The 13,659-nt window shown below is 63.3% G+C and carries 15 protein-coding genes; 9 read left to right on the forward strand and 6 right to left on the reverse strand.

Annotated elements, in window-relative coordinates; all coding sequences use genetic code 11:
- Window positions 1–136: 136 nt before the first annotated feature.
- From purB to M727_RS0120250, 3 genes are read right to left on the reverse strand one after another with little or no spacing between them, the layout of a single operon-like run.
- Window positions 137–1,444 carry an adenylosuccinate lyase gene (gene purB, locus M727_RS0120240; protein WP_027154192.1) on the reverse strand — a complete coding sequence of 436 codons (1,308 nt, stop codon included), beginning with the start codon at window positions 1,442–1,444 and terminating at the stop codon, window positions 137–139.
- A gap of 59 nt (window positions 1,445–1,503) precedes the next feature.
- Entirely contained in the window at window positions 1,504–2,022 is a 519-nt protein-coding gene (locus M727_RS0120245) for a hypothetical protein (protein WP_027154193.1), read from the reverse strand.
- Window positions 2,019–2,741, reverse strand: a complete 723-nt coding sequence (locus M727_RS0120250; protein ID WP_027154194.1) for a DUF2259 domain-containing protein — start codon at window positions 2,739–2,741, stop codon at window positions 2,019–2,021. Before M727_RS0120250 ends, M727_RS0120245 begins: the two co-directional genes overlap by 4 nt.
- Window positions 2,742–2,883: 142 nt before the next feature.
- Here M727_RS0120250 and M727_RS0120255 point away from each other — a divergent pair, with 142 nt between their 5' ends.
- Window positions 2,884–3,138, forward strand: coding sequence for a DUF2171 domain-containing protein (locus M727_RS0120255; protein ID WP_027154195.1), 255 nt, complete (start codon window positions 2,884–2,886; stop codon window positions 3,136–3,138).
- A 23-nt stretch (window positions 3,139–3,161) separates the two neighbouring features.
- Here M727_RS0120255 and M727_RS0120260 read toward each other — a convergent pair whose 3' ends face one another.
- A complete protein-coding gene (locus M727_RS0120260; protein ID WP_027154196.1) occupies window positions 3,162–4,163 on the reverse strand; it encodes a P1 family peptidase in 1,002 nt (333 codons plus the stop codon).
- Window positions 4,163–5,248, reverse strand: a complete 1,086-nt coding sequence (locus tag M727_RS0120265; RefSeq protein ID WP_027154197.1) for a branched-chain amino acid ABC transporter substrate-binding protein — start codon at window positions 5,246–5,248, stop codon at window positions 4,163–4,165. The genes M727_RS0120260 and M727_RS0120265 overlap by 1 nt, the downstream gene beginning before the upstream one ends.
- 191 nt (window positions 5,249–5,439) lie before the next feature.
- Here M727_RS0120265 and M727_RS0120270 point away from each other — a divergent pair, with 191 nt between their 5' ends.
- From M727_RS0120270 to M727_RS0120300, 7 genes are all read left to right on the forward strand, one after another.
- Window positions 5,440–5,934: a flavin reductase gene (locus tag M727_RS0120270; protein ID WP_027154198.1), complete on the forward strand. Its 495-nt coding sequence runs from the start codon at window positions 5,440–5,442 to the stop codon at window positions 5,932–5,934.
- A gap of 33 nt (window positions 5,935–5,967) precedes the next feature.
- A complete protein-coding gene (locus M727_RS0120275) occupies window positions 5,968–6,897 on the forward strand; it encodes a MoxR family ATPase (RefSeq protein ID WP_027154199.1) in 930 nt (309 codons plus the stop codon).
- Window positions 6,898–6,901: 4 nt separating this feature from the next.
- Window positions 6,902–8,152, forward strand: coding sequence for a VWA domain-containing protein (locus M727_RS0120280; RefSeq protein WP_027154200.1), 1,251 nt, complete (start codon window positions 6,902–6,904; stop codon window positions 8,150–8,152).
- A 28-nt stretch (window positions 8,153–8,180) separates the two neighbouring features.
- Window positions 8,181–8,519, forward strand: coding sequence for an XdhC family protein (locus M727_RS0120285; protein ID WP_027154201.1), 339 nt, complete (start codon window positions 8,181–8,183; stop codon window positions 8,517–8,519).
- A gap of 180 nt (window positions 8,520–8,699) precedes the next feature.
- Window positions 8,700–9,404, forward strand: a complete 705-nt coding sequence (locus tag M727_RS0120290; protein WP_027154202.1) for an XdhC family protein — start codon at window positions 8,700–8,702, stop codon at window positions 9,402–9,404.
- The gene (locus M727_RS0120295) at window positions 9,401–11,023 is read left to right on the forward strand and encodes a molybdopterin-binding/glycosyltransferase family 2 protein (RefSeq protein WP_027154203.1); all 1,623 of its coding nucleotides are present in this window, start codon (window positions 9,401–9,403) and stop codon (window positions 11,021–11,023) included. Before M727_RS0120290 ends, M727_RS0120295 begins: the two co-directional genes overlap by 4 nt.
- A 76-nt stretch (window positions 11,024–11,099) precedes the next feature.
- Window positions 11,100–11,945, forward strand: a complete 846-nt coding sequence (locus M727_RS0120300; RefSeq protein ID WP_036262815.1) for a phospholipase — start codon at window positions 11,100–11,102, stop codon at window positions 11,943–11,945.
- On the opposite strand, the gene M727_RS0120305 is transcribed toward M727_RS0120300, so the two are convergent.
- A complete protein-coding gene (locus tag M727_RS0120305; protein ID WP_027154205.1) occupies window positions 11,942–12,988 on the reverse strand; it encodes a DUF1176 domain-containing protein in 1,047 nt (348 codons plus the stop codon). The genes M727_RS0120300 and M727_RS0120305 overlap by 4 nt on opposite strands.
- A gap of 123 nt (window positions 12,989–13,111) precedes the next feature.
- Between M727_RS0120305 and M727_RS0120310 the strand changes: the two genes are divergently transcribed.
- Window positions 13,112–13,618, forward strand: coding sequence for a DUF1993 family protein (locus M727_RS0120310; RefSeq protein WP_027154206.1), 507 nt, complete (start codon window positions 13,112–13,114; stop codon window positions 13,616–13,618).
- Window positions 13,619–13,659 lie beyond the last annotated feature (41 nt).

Consider the following 13,659-nt stretch of genomic DNA (forward strand, 5'->3'; position numbering starts at 1 on the left):
CCTTCTCCCCTTGTTGTGGGAGAAGGTGGCCGCCCACGGGTCTTGCCTTCGGCAAGCCCGAGCACAGGCTCCGCGGTCGGATGAGGGGTGCTCCAGCTTGGAACCGCCGGCTCGGACCGGTCAAAACCGCGTGGCCTCACGCTTCTCCGAACACCCGCTTGAAGATCGTGTCGACATGCTTGGTATGATAGCCAAGGTCGAATTTTTCACGAATTTCGGCCTCGGGCAAGGCTGCGGTGACCTCCTTGTCGGCCAAAAGTTCCTCAAGGAAATCAGCGCCTTGCTCCCATACTTTCATGGCGTTTCGCTGCACCAGCCGGTAGGCGTCCTCACGGCTGACGCCGGCCTGGGTCAGCGCCAGCAGCACACGCTGCGAATGCACGAGGCCGCGGAACTTGTTCATGTTCTTTAGCATGTTGTCGGGATAGACGAGCAATCTGTCGATGACACTGGTCAGCCGCGATAGCGCGAAATCGAGCGTAACAGTGGCATCCGGGCCGATCATGCGCTCGACCGACGAATGCGAAATGTCGCGCTCGTGCCACAGCGCCACGTTCTCCATCGCCGGCAGCGCGAACGAACGCACCATGCGGGCAAGCCCGGTGAGGTTTTCGGTCAGCACCGGGTTACGCTTGTGCGGCATCGCTGACGAGCCCTTTTGCCCGGGCGAAAAATACTCTTCGGCCTCCAGCACCTCGGTGCGCTGCAGATGGCGGATTTCCGTCGCCAGCCGTTCGATCGACGAGGCGATGACAGCGAGCGTCGCAAAGAACATCGCATGGCGGTCGCGCGGGATCACCTGTGTCGACACCGGCTCCGGCTTCAATCCGAGTTTCTTCGCCACATGCTCTTCGACATAGGGATCGATATTGGCGAAGGTGCCGACTGCACCTGATATGGCGCATGTCGCAATATCCTCGCGCGCGTGCACCAGCCGCTCGCGGCAGCGCGAGAATTCGGCATAAGCCTGCGCCAGCTTGACGCCGAAGGTGGTCGGCTCGGCATGGATGCCGTGGCTGCGTCCGATGGTGACGGTGTCCTTGTGTTCGAAGGCGCGGCGCTTGAGCGCCGCAAGCAGGCCGTCGATGTCGGCCAGAAGGATGTCGCTGGCGCGGGTGAGCTGCACGGCAAAGCAGGTGTCGAGAACGTCCGAGGAGGTCATGCCCTGATGAATGAAGCGGGCGTCCGGACCGACGAATTCGCTGAGGTGGGTGAGGAAGGCGATGACGTCGTGCTTGGTGACGCGCTCGATCTCGTCGATCGCCTCGACGTCGAACTTGGCGGCCCCGCCTTTTTCCCAGATGGTTTTGGCGGCTTCCTTCGGGATCACGCCGAGCTCGGCCAGTGCGTCGCAAGCGTGGGCCTCGATCTCGAACCAGATGCGGAACCGGGTTTCGGGCGACCAGATGGCCACCATTTCCGGCCGGGAGTAGCGAGGGATCATCGGTCAGTCCTGACTTGCGAGGGCGTTCGCCCGCGTCGTAACAGAGGCAGACAAAATGCTCAACGCTGCTGCCGCGCAAACCAGATGCTGGCGAGAGCAAGCGCGATGAAACCGAGCGGAAAATAAAGCCGGATGCCCAGCACGATGAATTGATAGAACGCCGTTGCCATGGTGTGCACGAACTGGATGGACCAGCCAATGGTCAGTGCAGGTTCATGCCACTGGGCATAGTAGGAACGGTATTGCAGCGCAAAGAGCCCACCGGTGAAGCCGATCGTGGTGGCAAGAAGGCAGACAAACGCGGCCGCCAAGGCTACTTGCCAATGCCGCCCGAGCGAGACGAGCCGCGCCAGGAACAGGCCAACCGGAAAGGCGAGCGCACCGCCCGCCGCATAGAGCAACGAGACGAAGCGGATATTTGCCGGGGTCACCCAGTCGTCCAGCAGCAGATTGACAAGTGCGCTGGCGCCCATCGCGGCGGCCCACAGCAGGGCGCCGCAAACTGCGGCGGACGGCGACGGCAAGGCCTTGCCGATGCGATCCAGGACGCCGTTGCGTATGGCGGGGAGCGACGTCACAGCCGGCCGGTCACCGCGATCCAGCGATAGTCAGGCCCTTCGAAGCCGTACTGGCGCACCGCGATCAGCACGGCATAGGCGCTGAGGCCCTGCATGGAAAATGTCTGCACCGCGCCGATTCGATAGCCGTTCGGGCAGCCTCTGCTTTTGGGGATCGACTTGTCTTCGTGCAGGAGTTCAGTCTTGCCGCCGCCTTTCGCCTCGATGCGCAACAGGCGAAAGCCGTTGATCTCGCCAAGGTTTTGGCAGGTTTCGGTATTCATGCCGATCTCGTCGAGCCGGAACTCGAGCGGATCATCGACCGGCGAAAAGATCGGCCGCGGGTTGACGGCCATGCGGAACGGATCGGCCGAAAGCTCGGTCACCGGGTTGGAGCCGGCGGTGATGCCGCGATTCGCCGTCAATTCCGCCTGTTTGATGATAGCTTCGCCTTTCTGCCGGACTGCAAGACGCGCCGCGTCGAGCGTTGCGTTCTCGTCGTCAAGCCGCACCCTGATCGGTGTGCCCTTGAGAAAGCTGTCGTCGGCGGTGTTGATGTAATAGCGATTGGCATAGGGAAACCCCGACCCGTCCTGGACGCCATACTCCTCGAAGGCGAAGGCGCCGCCATCCCCTGTGAAGCCGAGGATCTCAAGCTCGGCAACATCGCCGGCATGCGCGGCGAGCGAAGTCGTAAACTGGGCAAGGAGGGACACAGCAAACAGGACGAGAATTCGCATCGGATTTCCGTTTGAGCAGCCAGCGTTGTTTCGATCACTATCACGACATCGTCAAAACGTCGTGCCCTCTGAGACGCAAACCCGATGCATCCAATCGTGCCCTCATTTGTTTATGTTGGCAGCTCGAAATGGAGAACCCACAATGACCGATGCAGCCAGCATTCGCGAACATATGGAAGTGATCGGCGCCGACGGCGTCCATGTCGGCACTGTCGACAAAGTTGAGGGACAACGAATCAAGCTGACCAAGCGCGACAGCGGCGAGGGCGCTCACATGGGGCATCACCACTTCATTCCGCTCAGCCTCGTAGCCGAAGTCGAGGGCCAGAAAGTGCGGCTGTCGGCAAATTCGGATGTCGCGGTCACGTTCGAGGAAGAAAAATCCGACCACACCTGATGACGGGCCACGGCAGCCCGCATTCAGCGCGACGACCAGACCGGAAACAGGTCGCCATCGGCGGGCGTCGCGGCAAAGACGCCGCGGCTGATGGCGCGCGCCATGGTGGCGCCGGCCGCGGCGTAAAGCTCGATGGCGTCGTTGGGGGCGAGCTCGATGCCGCTCTTGCCGGTCGCCAGCGCGAAAACCAGATCCCCGTCGGCCGGCGTATGTGTCGGCCAAATGGCGCGCACGAAGCCGTCATGCGCTGATATCGCCAGGCGTTTTGCGGCGGCCTTGGTGAGAAGGGCGTCTGTGGCGATGATGGCGATGGTCGTGTTGCCTCCCACTTGCTTATCGCGAAATTTCAGCAGGATCCTTTTCGCGTCCTTCGGCATCGGCGTGGGATAGCCGAGCCCGCCGAACTCGTCGCCGATCTCGAAGGGCGCTGCCCAGAAGTGCCTGCTTCGGGCGATCGTCACCGAGCCGGTCGGATTGACGGCGACTAGTGCGCCGATGGTGACGCCGCTGTCGAGCACCGTCGAGGCCGATCCGAGGCCGCCCTTGAGGCCGGAACTCAGGGCACCGGTGCCCGCGCCGACCGTGCCGAGCGCAAAATCGATGCCGACTGCCTGTGCCGCCTCATAGCCGAGATCGCGGTAGGGCGGATAGCGACCCCAGTCCTTGTCGCCGCCATTGCGCAGGTCGAACAGGATCGCCGCCGGCACGATCGGCACGCGAAAGCCGCCGACCTCTACGCCGATGCCATTTTCGCGCAGTGCCGCCTGTACGCCGGAGGCGGCATCGAGGCCGTAAGCCGAGCCACCCGAAAGCACCACGGCATGGATCGCCTCGATCGAATTGTGCGGCTCGAGCAGGTCGGTCTCGCGGGTGCCCGGCGCGCCGCCCAGGATCTGCACACCGGCCACTGCCGGCTCGTCGCAGACGATGGTGGTCACCCCGGACTTCAGCCTCACATCGGAAGCGTTGCCGACACGCAGGCCGGCGACATCGGTGATGAGATTGCGCGGCCCGGTGCGAAACATCATTTGGCCTCCGCCGGCACGAAATTTGCGCCGTTGAAACGGAAGACCCGATAAAGGTTTTCGGTCAAGTCGCCCTTGCCGTCAAAGCGGATCGGTCCGATCGCGGTGCTGAAGTCATGCGCGGCGAGCGCATCGGCCAGCAGCTTGCCGGAGGGTTCCGCCAGCGCCGTCGCCGCCTTGGCGATCTCGACCGCCGCATAGACCGGCAGCGTGTAGCCCTCCGGCACGATCTTTTGTGCGGCAAAGCTTTCGAGCACCTTGGGGTCGGCGACATCGGCCCATTCGGGCGGCGCAAACATCAGCGTGCCCGTGGCATAAGGCACGTCGCCGGGCGCTGTGCGCAGCGCTTCGCCGCCGGCAAAAATGATGCCGGCGTCGAGCTGGCCGGCGTCGCGGCCCATGATGGCGATGTCTTCGCCGTCGCCGCCGGCAAAGACATGCGTTGCGCCGGCCTTCCTTAGCCGCCCGATCAGCCCGATCTGGTTGTCGAGCTGCGGCCTGAATGTGTCGACGAACACCGGTTTCAGCGCCGCCTGCTCGGCTGCCGCCCGAAGCGTCTCGGCGATTTCGCGGCCGTAAATCGTGCCGTCGTCGATGATGGCGAACAGCTCGTTCTGCCATTGGCGGGTGAGATTGAAGGCGACGGCGTTCCGCTCGTCATCGCCGCGCGGCCCGAGCCGAAAGATCGGCCAGCCGGTCTTGGCGCGCCGGTCGGTCAGGCTTTCGGTGCGCACGCCGACGGTGATGACCGGTATGTTGGCGTCCTTCAGGATCGGCAGTGCCGCCTCGATCGCCTCGGTGCAGAGGAAGCCGACGACCACGCCGACCTTCGCCGCAACGAATTCCCTCGCCGCGGCAGCCCCGCCATCGGCCGTGCAGGCGTCGTCGACAACCTTGAGTTGAGTACCGTTCGCCGCTGCTGCCAGGCCGGCGCCCGCCTCGATCTGCTTGCCGAGGGTCGCCGACGGCCCGGACAGTGGTGCCGCGACACCGACCAGCAGCGTCTCAGCGTTCGCATCACCGGCGAGAGACAGCCAGGCCAGCACCGCTATTGTCGTTGTCGTGCCTATTGTCCGGGGTCGCATGCGAGCGAAGAATTCCTCCGCGCCGGTCGCGTGTTTGCCGGCGCCACTTCCTGCCAAGACCTAAAGGCTGGTCAGCTTTCACGCAACACGCGAAATTCAGGATGCGTGTCAACCACTTCGCTTGTGGCATGCAATATGCCGCCATATATAACGGTTGGGTTCATCTCGCTTCAAACCAATGGAAATCGCCGGTGCTGAAGAAGAACGACATAGGGCCGCAGGCCTATCGCGACGCGATGGCCCATTTTGCCGGCCACGTCCATGTGGTCACCACCGATGGTTCCGCCGGCAGGCGCGGTGCGACTGTCATTGCAGCCTGTTCGGTGTCGGACACGCCGCCGACCATCCTGGTCTGCCTCGATCGCGAAAATCCCAAGAACGAGCCGTTCGTGAAGAATGGCAGGTTCGCCTTGAACGCGCTGGCTTCGGACCAGGAGGCGCTGTCGGTGGGCTTTTCCGGCCTCACCGGCCTGCCCGTCGAGGAACGCTTCGCGCTCGCCGAGTGGGATATGATCTCGACCGGCGCGCCGACACTGAAGGGCGCGCTTGCCGTGTTCGACTGCGAACTGATCGATACCAAGGATCTGGCCACCCACCGTGTGCTTTTTGGCAAGGTGACAGGCCTGCGTATCGGCGATAATTTGCGGCCGCTAATCTATCACGACCGCGGCTATCACGCTCTGTAGAGGCTCTGGATGGGCCGCACGCACGGAGAGAGAATGACCGGGTTGAAACCACGCCCTACGCCGCGGACGATCGATGAGACGCTCGATCTCCTGACCGGCGCGGACTATGTGGCGGACCGGTCGCTGGCGACCGTGCTGTTCTTGTCTCTGCGCATGAATCGGCCGCTGTTCCTTGAGGGCGAGGCCGGCGTCGGCAAGACCGAGATCGCCAAGGTGCTGGCGCAAGCGCTCGGCCGCCGGCTGATCCGCCTGCAATGCTATGAAGGCCTTGATGTCTCTTCGGCCGTCTACGAGTGGAATTACGCCGCGCAGATGATCGAGATCCGCATGGAGGAGGCGGCCGGCAAGGTTGACCGCTCCGACATGGAGCGCAACGTCTTTTCCGAAAAATACCTGATCCGCCGCCCGGTGCTCGACGCGCTGACCGGCAAGGCGGGCGCCGCCCCGGTCTTCCTGATTGACGAGCTCGACCGCACCGATGAGGCCTTCGAGGCGTTCCTGCTCGAAATCCTCTCCGACTTCCAGGTCACGGTGCCCGAGCTCGGCACGATCAAGGCGGAGGAGCCGCCGATCGTCATCATTACCACCAACCGCACCCGCGAGATCCACGACGCGCTGAAGCGGCGCTGCCTCTATCACTGGGTCGATTACCCGAATGCCGAGCGCGAGCTGGAAATCGTGCGCCGGAAAGTGCCGCAGGCCAACAGCCGGCTGTCGGCCGAGGTGGTTTCGTTCATCCAGAAGCTGCGCCAGATCGAGCTGTTCAAGGTGCCGGGTGTTGCCGAGACCATCGACTGGGCCGGCGCGCTGACCGAACTCGACAAGGTGGCGCTCGATCCGGAAACCGTTTCCGACACGATCGGCGTGCTGCTGAAATACCAGGACGACATTGCCCGTATCGAGCAGGGCGAAAGCCGGCGCATCCTCAACGAGGTCAAGGCCGAGCTTTCGGCGGCGGAGTAGGGCGATGGCAACGCTGCGTCCCGAACCGAAAGAGGCCACGCCGGACGGGCGGATCGCCGATAACATCGTCTATTTCGCCCGCACCTTGCGCAAAGCCGGCATGCGGGTCGGCCCGGCCTCGGTCAAGGATGCCATCGAGGCGGTGCTGGCCGCCGGCATCGGTTCCCGCGACGATTTCTACTGGACGCTGCATGCCGTGCTGGTATCGCGGCACGAGGATCACCCCACCTTCGACGAAACCTTCCGGCTGTTCTGGAAATCGCACGAACTGATCGAAAAGATGCTGGCGATGTTTTCGCCGGTGGCGCCTGATATCAGAGAGAAGCAAAAGCCGCGGGCTGCGGAAAACCGCGTCAGCCAGGCGATGTTCGAGGGCCACCAGAAGAACCAGCCGGCGCAGGAAATCCCCGAGATCGAGGTCGACGCTCGCTTCACATTTTCCGGCAACGAGGTGCTGAGGGGCAAGGATTTTGCCCAGATGAACGCCGCCGAGATGATCGACGCCAAGAAGGCGATCGCCGAGTTGCGGCTGCCCTTCGACATGGTCAGGACACGCCGCTTCAAGTCTAATGCGCATGGTCGCCGTATTGATCCGCGCGCCATGATGCGTTCCGCTGCGCGCACCGGCGGCGAATTGATCCTGCCGAAATTCCGTTCAGCCCGCGAGGTTCACCCGCCGCTGGTCGTGCTTGCCGATATTTCCGGTTCGATGAGCCAGTACACGCGCATCTTCCTGCATTTTCTGCATGCGCTGACCGAAAAGCGCCGGCGCGTGCACGCCTTCGTTTTCGGCACCAGGCTGACAAATCTGACGCGGCAGATGCGCCATCGCGATCCAGACGCAGCACTCGCCGACTGTTCGGCGGCGGTGATGGACTGGTCGGGCGGCACCCGCATCGGCGATACGATGGGCGAATTCAACCGGCTGTGGTCGCGGCGTGTGCTGGGGCAGGGTGCGGTGGTTCTCCTGATCACCGACGGGCTGGAGCGCGACGACGTTGCCGGCCTGTCGGAGGAAATGGAGCGCCTGCGCAAATCCTGCCGGCGGCTGATCTGGCTGAACCCGCTGCTGCGCTTCGACGGCTTCGAGGCGCGCGCCCGCGGCGTCAAGGCGATGCTGCCGCATGTCGACGAATTTCGCTCGGTGCACAATCTCGATGCGCTCGCCGACCTGTGCGCGTCGCTGGACAAGACTTCGGCGCGCTCCGTCGACCCACGCAGATGGATTGAGGGTGGCGCGAGAGACGCAGCATAGTCATATGTTTTCTCCGGGAGAAACGGTGATGGAAAACAGCATTTATCTCGATGAGGCCCGCGATCCGCTGATCATCGCGGAAGGCTGGATGAAAGACGGCAAGGATGTCGCCATTGCCACCGTGGTCGAGACCTGGGGCTCGGCGCCGCGCCCGGTCGGCAGCCACCTTGTCATCGACGCGGACGGCAATTTCCACGGCTCCGTCTCTGGTGGCTGCGTCGAAGGCGCGGTGGTCACCGAGGCGGTCGACGTCATCGACAGCGGCAAGGCCAAGATGCTGGAATTCGGCGTCGCCGACGAGACCGCCTGGCAGGTCGGCCTGTCTTGCGGTGGCCGCATCAAGGTCTATGTCGAGCGGTTGGGTTAGAAGCATGATCCCGCAAAGCGGGAACCGGTTTGCGGACAAGAATCATGCTTAAACAAGAAAGCATGATCCCGCAAAGTGGGAACCGGTTTGCGGACAATCATGCTTAAACAAGAGAGCATGATCCCGCAAAGTGGGAACCGGTTTGCCGACAAGAACCATGCTTAAACAAGAGAAATTTCGATGGATCCCTACGCGCTGAAGACGCTGAACGCCGAACGCCGCGCCCGCCGCGCGGTGATCCTGGTCACCGATCTCGGCGATGGCCGCGATCGCATCGTGAGGGAGGGCGATCAGGTCGCCGGCGAATTGGGCGCTGCGATCGCCAAGGCGTTTCGATCAGGCAATTCCGGGTCGGTCGAGGCGGAAGGGCAAACCTTCTTCCTCAACGCCTACCTGCCGCAGCCGCGCCTGGTGGTGATCGGCGCAGTCCATATCAGCCAGGCATTGGCGCCGATGGCCAGGATCGCCGGCTACCCCGTGGAGATCGTCGATCCGCGCACGGCCTTTGCCACCGCAGACCGCTTTCCCGATGTCGCGCTGCATGCCGAATGGCCGGAGGATATCCTGAAGCGCCAGCCGCTCGACAGCTATACGGCGCTGGCCGCCGTCACCCATGATCCGAAGATCGACGATTTCGCGCTGAAGGCGGCGCTCGACGCCAACTGCTTCTATGTCGGTGCGCTCGGCAGCCGCAAGACCCATGCGAAGCGGGTTGAGCGCCTGCTGGCATTGGGCGCGACCGCCGACCAGATCGCCCGCATCCACGCGCCGATCGGTCTCGACATCGGTGCGGCGAGCCCGGCCGAAATAGCTGTGGCGGTGTTGGCGCAAGCGATCCAGGCGTTTCGTTCGCGCGGCCACGAATCCAAGGACGCGGTGGCGTGAAGTTTGGGCCAATCCCCGTAGATACGGCCGAAGGCGCAGTGCTGGCGCATGCCACCACGGCCGGAGAACGGCGCTTGCGCAAGGCACGCAGGCTGAGCGCCGAGGATGTGACTTTGCTCAAGTCAGCAGGGATTTCGCAGGTCGTCGCGGCCGTTCTTGCTCCCGATGATTTGAGCGAGGACGCTGCCGCCGAAAAGATCGCCGAAAGCATGATCCATCGCAATGTCGAGGCGAAGCCCGCCGCGACCGGCCGGGTTAATCTGCACGCCCGGGCGGCCGGTATCTTCACGGTCGATGCCGCGATGATCAACGCCATCAACGCCGTCGATCCGACCATCACCATCGCCACGCTGGCGCAGCACGCACCGGTCGAAAATGGCCAGATGGTCGCAACCGTGAAGATCATTCCCTTCGCCGTTGCTTCCGCCCTGGTCGATGCGGTGGCAAGGATCTGCGCCAGCGGCGAGATCTTTGCCGTCAATGCCTATCAGCCGGTGCGTGTCGGCGTCATCCAGACGGTTCTGCCCGGCATCAAGCCGAGTGTGCTCGACAAGACATTGCGGGTCACCGAAGCCCGTCTTGCGCGCTCAGGTGGCCGGCTGACGGCCGAGCGCCGCACGCCGCACGAAATTGGCGCCGTTGCGGAGGCTGCGGGCTCGCTGGCGCGTGACAACGATATTGTGGTGATCTTCGGCGCCTCGGCGATGAGCGATTTTGGCGACGTCGTCCCGGCAGCGATCGAGAAGGCCGGCGGCACCGTCATCCGCGCCGGCATGCCGGTCGATCCCGGAAATCTCCTGGTGCTCGGCGCGCTTGCCGGCAAGCGCGTCATCGGCGCGCCGGGCTGCGCCCGCAGCCCCAAGGAGAACGGCTTCGACTGGGTTCTCGACAGGTTGATCGCCGGTCTCGACGTGACGGCCAAGGATATTGCCGGCATGGGTGTCGGCGGTCTGTTGATGGAAATCCCGACCCGGCCACAGCCGCGCGAGCCGCTGCCGGCGCCAAAGTCTGAGAGTGCCGAGTTGAAGGTCGATATCGTGCTGCTGGCCGCCGGCCGCTCCAGCCGCATGGGCGGCCCGAACAAGCTGCTGGCGCTGTTCGACGGCCAGCCGCTGGTGCGCCGCAGCGCCGAGCGCGCGCTCGGCTCCAAAGCTTCGGGCACCGTCATCGTCACCGGCCATCAGCGTGAGCGTGTGCGCACCGCGTTGTCGGGACTGGATGTGACTTTCGCCGATAATCCGGATTTCGCCGAGGGCCTGTCTTCATCGCTGAAGGCCGGCATCGCGCGGGTCAGAGCCGATGCTGCCGGCGCCATGATCGTGCTTGGCGACATGCCTGGCATCGCGTCAGCCGACCTCGACAGGCTGATCGATGCATTCCGCAAATCCGAGGGCCGATCGGTGGTGCGGGCCTCGCATGAGGGAAAGCGAGGCAATCCTGTGTTGCTGCCGCGTTCGCTGTTTGCGGCGATCGCTCATCTGGAAGGCGATACCGGCGCGCGCCATCTGGTCGAGGCCGAAGGGCTCGATGTCATCGATGTCGAGATCGGCAAGGCAGCGTCCATCGATGTCGACACCCCCGAGGCGCTGGCAGGCGCCGGCGGCGTGCTGCAGGATTGACAAACCGAGGCCGAAAAACGATGCCTGTGGGATGGCTGTTCGTACCGTCCTATCCCCCTGCGCCCTTCTGACTTCAATATTTTTCTTGTTTTCTTGCGCCGCTTACGCCGACGTCCTCACGCTAAAGCCCTTCAAAGACGATCTGTTCGCCTATCCGGCCATCCTCTCGTCCGAGGGCGCCTATACAGTCGTCGACTATCGCGAGCTGCGCGATATCAACGCCCGCGACCAAGTGCCGGAGCGCCGCGCGCAGGCGCAGTATGTCGACACCGGTGTGCGCAAGGTGCAGCAGGATCTGCTGCTGAAGACCGACGCCGGCAATATCCGCCACGTCGCCGTCGGTCGCACGCAAGGCGCCGGCATCATCGTGCTCTATCTCCACGGGCAGGGCGGCAGCCGTAAGCAGGGCGTCGACGATTTCACCTTCGGCGGCAATTTCAACCGCATCAAGAACCTGATGGCCGGCAATGGCGGCCTCTATCTGTCACCGGACTTTTCCGATTTCGGCGACACAGGTGCTGCCCAGATCGCCGCGCTGATCGGCCACTATGCCGAACGGTCGCCGGACGCGAAGATCTTTGTTGCCTGCGGCTCGATGGGCGGCGCACTGTGCTGGAAGCTGGCCGCCCGCAAGAATACTGGCGGCCGCATCGGCGGGCTGCTGCTGCTCGGTTCGCTGTGGGATGAAAGTTTCCTCTCGAGCCCGGCCTTCAGCCGCCACGTTCCGGTCTTCTTTGGCCAGGGCAGCAAGGACCCGGTGTTTCCAGTCGAGAAACAGGAAGCCTTCTTCCGTTCGATCCTGGCCAAATCGAAAACCTATCCGACCCGCTTTGTCCGCTTCGAGACCGGCACGCACGGTACGCCGATCCGCATGACCGACTGGCGCGGCACGCTCAACTGGATGCTGTCGAAGGCGCCTTAAGGCGGTGTGTTGTAGTCCACCACTGTCTGCGGATTGATCTCGCCGTCATAGGAGGCGTCGACATCGTACTGCACCAGCGAAAAATTTCCGTTGCGAAACAGATACGTGCCGGCCGACGCGGCATCGCCGACACCGCGCCACTTGTTGAGCGAAGAGATCGTCTTGGTGGCGTCGTCATACTCGGAATTGACCAACTGGTCGTCGGTCTGGAAGCCGGTGACGTTGATCGCCTCGACCTTGCCTTCGCTATCGTTGTTCTCATAGTGGATATCGAGTTCCGGCGAGGCGAACTGCAGCTGCCGGACGCCTGACACATCGTCGTGGACATAGTAGACGGCACTCTCATTGTAGGCAGCCATCGAGCAGAAGAAGCGAAACAGCCGCGTCTCGCGTTCGGGCTGATCGGCCTCGGCGCCGGCATCCTTGTAGCGCAGGGAGTAGGCGTCAGGCTCTGCCAAGGGCTCGCCGCTAGGCATTTCCTTGTCGCACTGGTCGCCATAAGTGGCTGCAAACGCCTTCTTGGCCTGCTCCAGCGCCGCATCCTTCTTCGGCGGCGGTGCGTCGCCGCAGCTTGCCGGCACGGCGTCCTCGAATTCGGCCTTGGACGGTTTCAGCGCGCCCTTGTCGATGAAGATCGGGCGGAATGGCGGTTCCTGGATCGAGGCGTTGACCTGGCGCAGGGTGTAGCAGCCGGCAAAGACATTTTCGCTGCCGTCCTTGGCTGTCGCCCGGATCGCGACCGGAACATTGTAATAGATGCTGCCGGCCGCACCGTCTTCGGACACGCCACCGGTTTTGACCTCGACCCTTTCGGTGCCGTCATAGCCCTTGACGAAGGCGTCGAGATCCTGGACCGGCTTGGTTTCGCCGAAATAGTCCCAGGCGCGCGCGAATTCTTGCCGGTTGATGGCGCTGTAGAACGAGCGGATGACCGCTTCGGCGTCCGACCTGTCGTCGACATAAGGCGCTTCGGCGGCGAGCACCGGTTGGCCTGTCACGGCAAGGGAGAAAAAAGCGGTCGCTGCAAAAAGGGCGCTTCTCATCGGGAATCTCCACCGGATGGGAAATCCTATCATAGCGATTGCGGCGACGCGGTGACGCTTGAAGAATCGCTGGCGGAGGCGCTAGCTGCCGCCGTCGGCGTTCCGCCGGGATAGGAGATTCACGTGACCATATCGATGTACGAAGCGTCCGTGCCGGTGTTTTCGGCCAGGTTGAAGGCGCTATCCAACGTGCTGAACATCGCCGAGCAGAATGCGCTCGACCGCAAGATCGATCCGCAGGTGTTTTTGACGTCGAGGCTGGCGCCGGACATGTATGCGTTGACCAGACAGGTGCAGATCGCCACCGACCACGCCAAGGGCGCGCCGTCGCGGCTTGCCGGTCGCGAGGTGCCGAAATATGAAGACAATGAGGCGAGCTTTGCCGATCTCCAGGCGCGCATCGCCAAGACCGTCGACCTTCTGGCGACATTCTCGGCTGCCGATATGGACGGCTCCGATGACAGAATGATCGAGCTGAAGCTTGGCCAGCGCGAATTCTCGATGGCCGGCATGCAGTATCTGCTGCATCTCGCCATGCCCAATTTCTATTTCCACTTGACCACCGCCTACGACATCCTGCGCCACAATGGCGTGCCGCTGAGCAAGGCGATTTTCATGGGATCGCGTTGAAGAATGGCGAGGGAGATATCCCGGTCGAGCCGGGATATCCG

It is taken from the genome of Mesorhizobium sp. WSM2561 (assembly GCF_000513915.1).
Taxonomy (GTDB): domain Bacteria; phylum Pseudomonadota; class Alphaproteobacteria; order Rhizobiales; family Rhizobiaceae; genus Mesorhizobium; species Mesorhizobium muleiense.

Coding starts and splice junctions, on each gene's coding strand:
- M727_RS0120275 (WP_027154199.1), top strand. CDS start 5,968: ATGACCGGGTTGAAACCACGCCCTACGCCGCGGACGATCGATGAGACG.
- M727_RS0120265 (WP_027154197.1), bottom strand. CDS start 5,248: ATGCGACCCCGGACAATAGGCACGACAACGACAATAGCGGTGCTGGCC.
- M727_RS0120255 (WP_027154195.1), top strand. CDS start 2,884: ATGACCGATGCAGCCAGCATTCGCGAACATATGGAAGTGATCGGCGCC.
- M727_RS0120280 (WP_027154200.1), top strand. CDS start 6,902: ATGGCAACGCTGCGTCCCGAACCGAAAGAGGCCACGCCGGACGGGCGG.
- M727_RS0120305 (WP_027154205.1), bottom strand. CDS start 12,988: ATGAGAAGCGCCCTTTTTGCAGCGACCGCTTTTTTCTCCCTTGCCGTG.
- M727_RS0120285 (WP_027154201.1), top strand. CDS start 8,181: ATGGAAAACAGCATTTATCTCGATGAGGCCCGCGATCCGCTGATCATC.
- purB (WP_027154192.1), bottom strand. CDS start 1,444: ATGATCCCTCGCTACTCCCGGCCGGAAATGGTGGCCATCTGGTCGCCC.
- M727_RS0120250 (WP_027154194.1), bottom strand. CDS start 2,741: ATGCGAATTCTCGTCCTGTTTGCTGTGTCCCTCCTTGCCCAGTTTACG.
- M727_RS0120260 (WP_027154196.1), bottom strand. CDS start 4,163: ATGTTTCGCACCGGGCCGCGCAATCTCATCACCGATGTCGCCGGCCTG.
- M727_RS0120290 (WP_027154202.1), top strand. CDS start 8,700: ATGGATCCCTACGCGCTGAAGACGCTGAACGCCGAACGCCGCGCCCGC.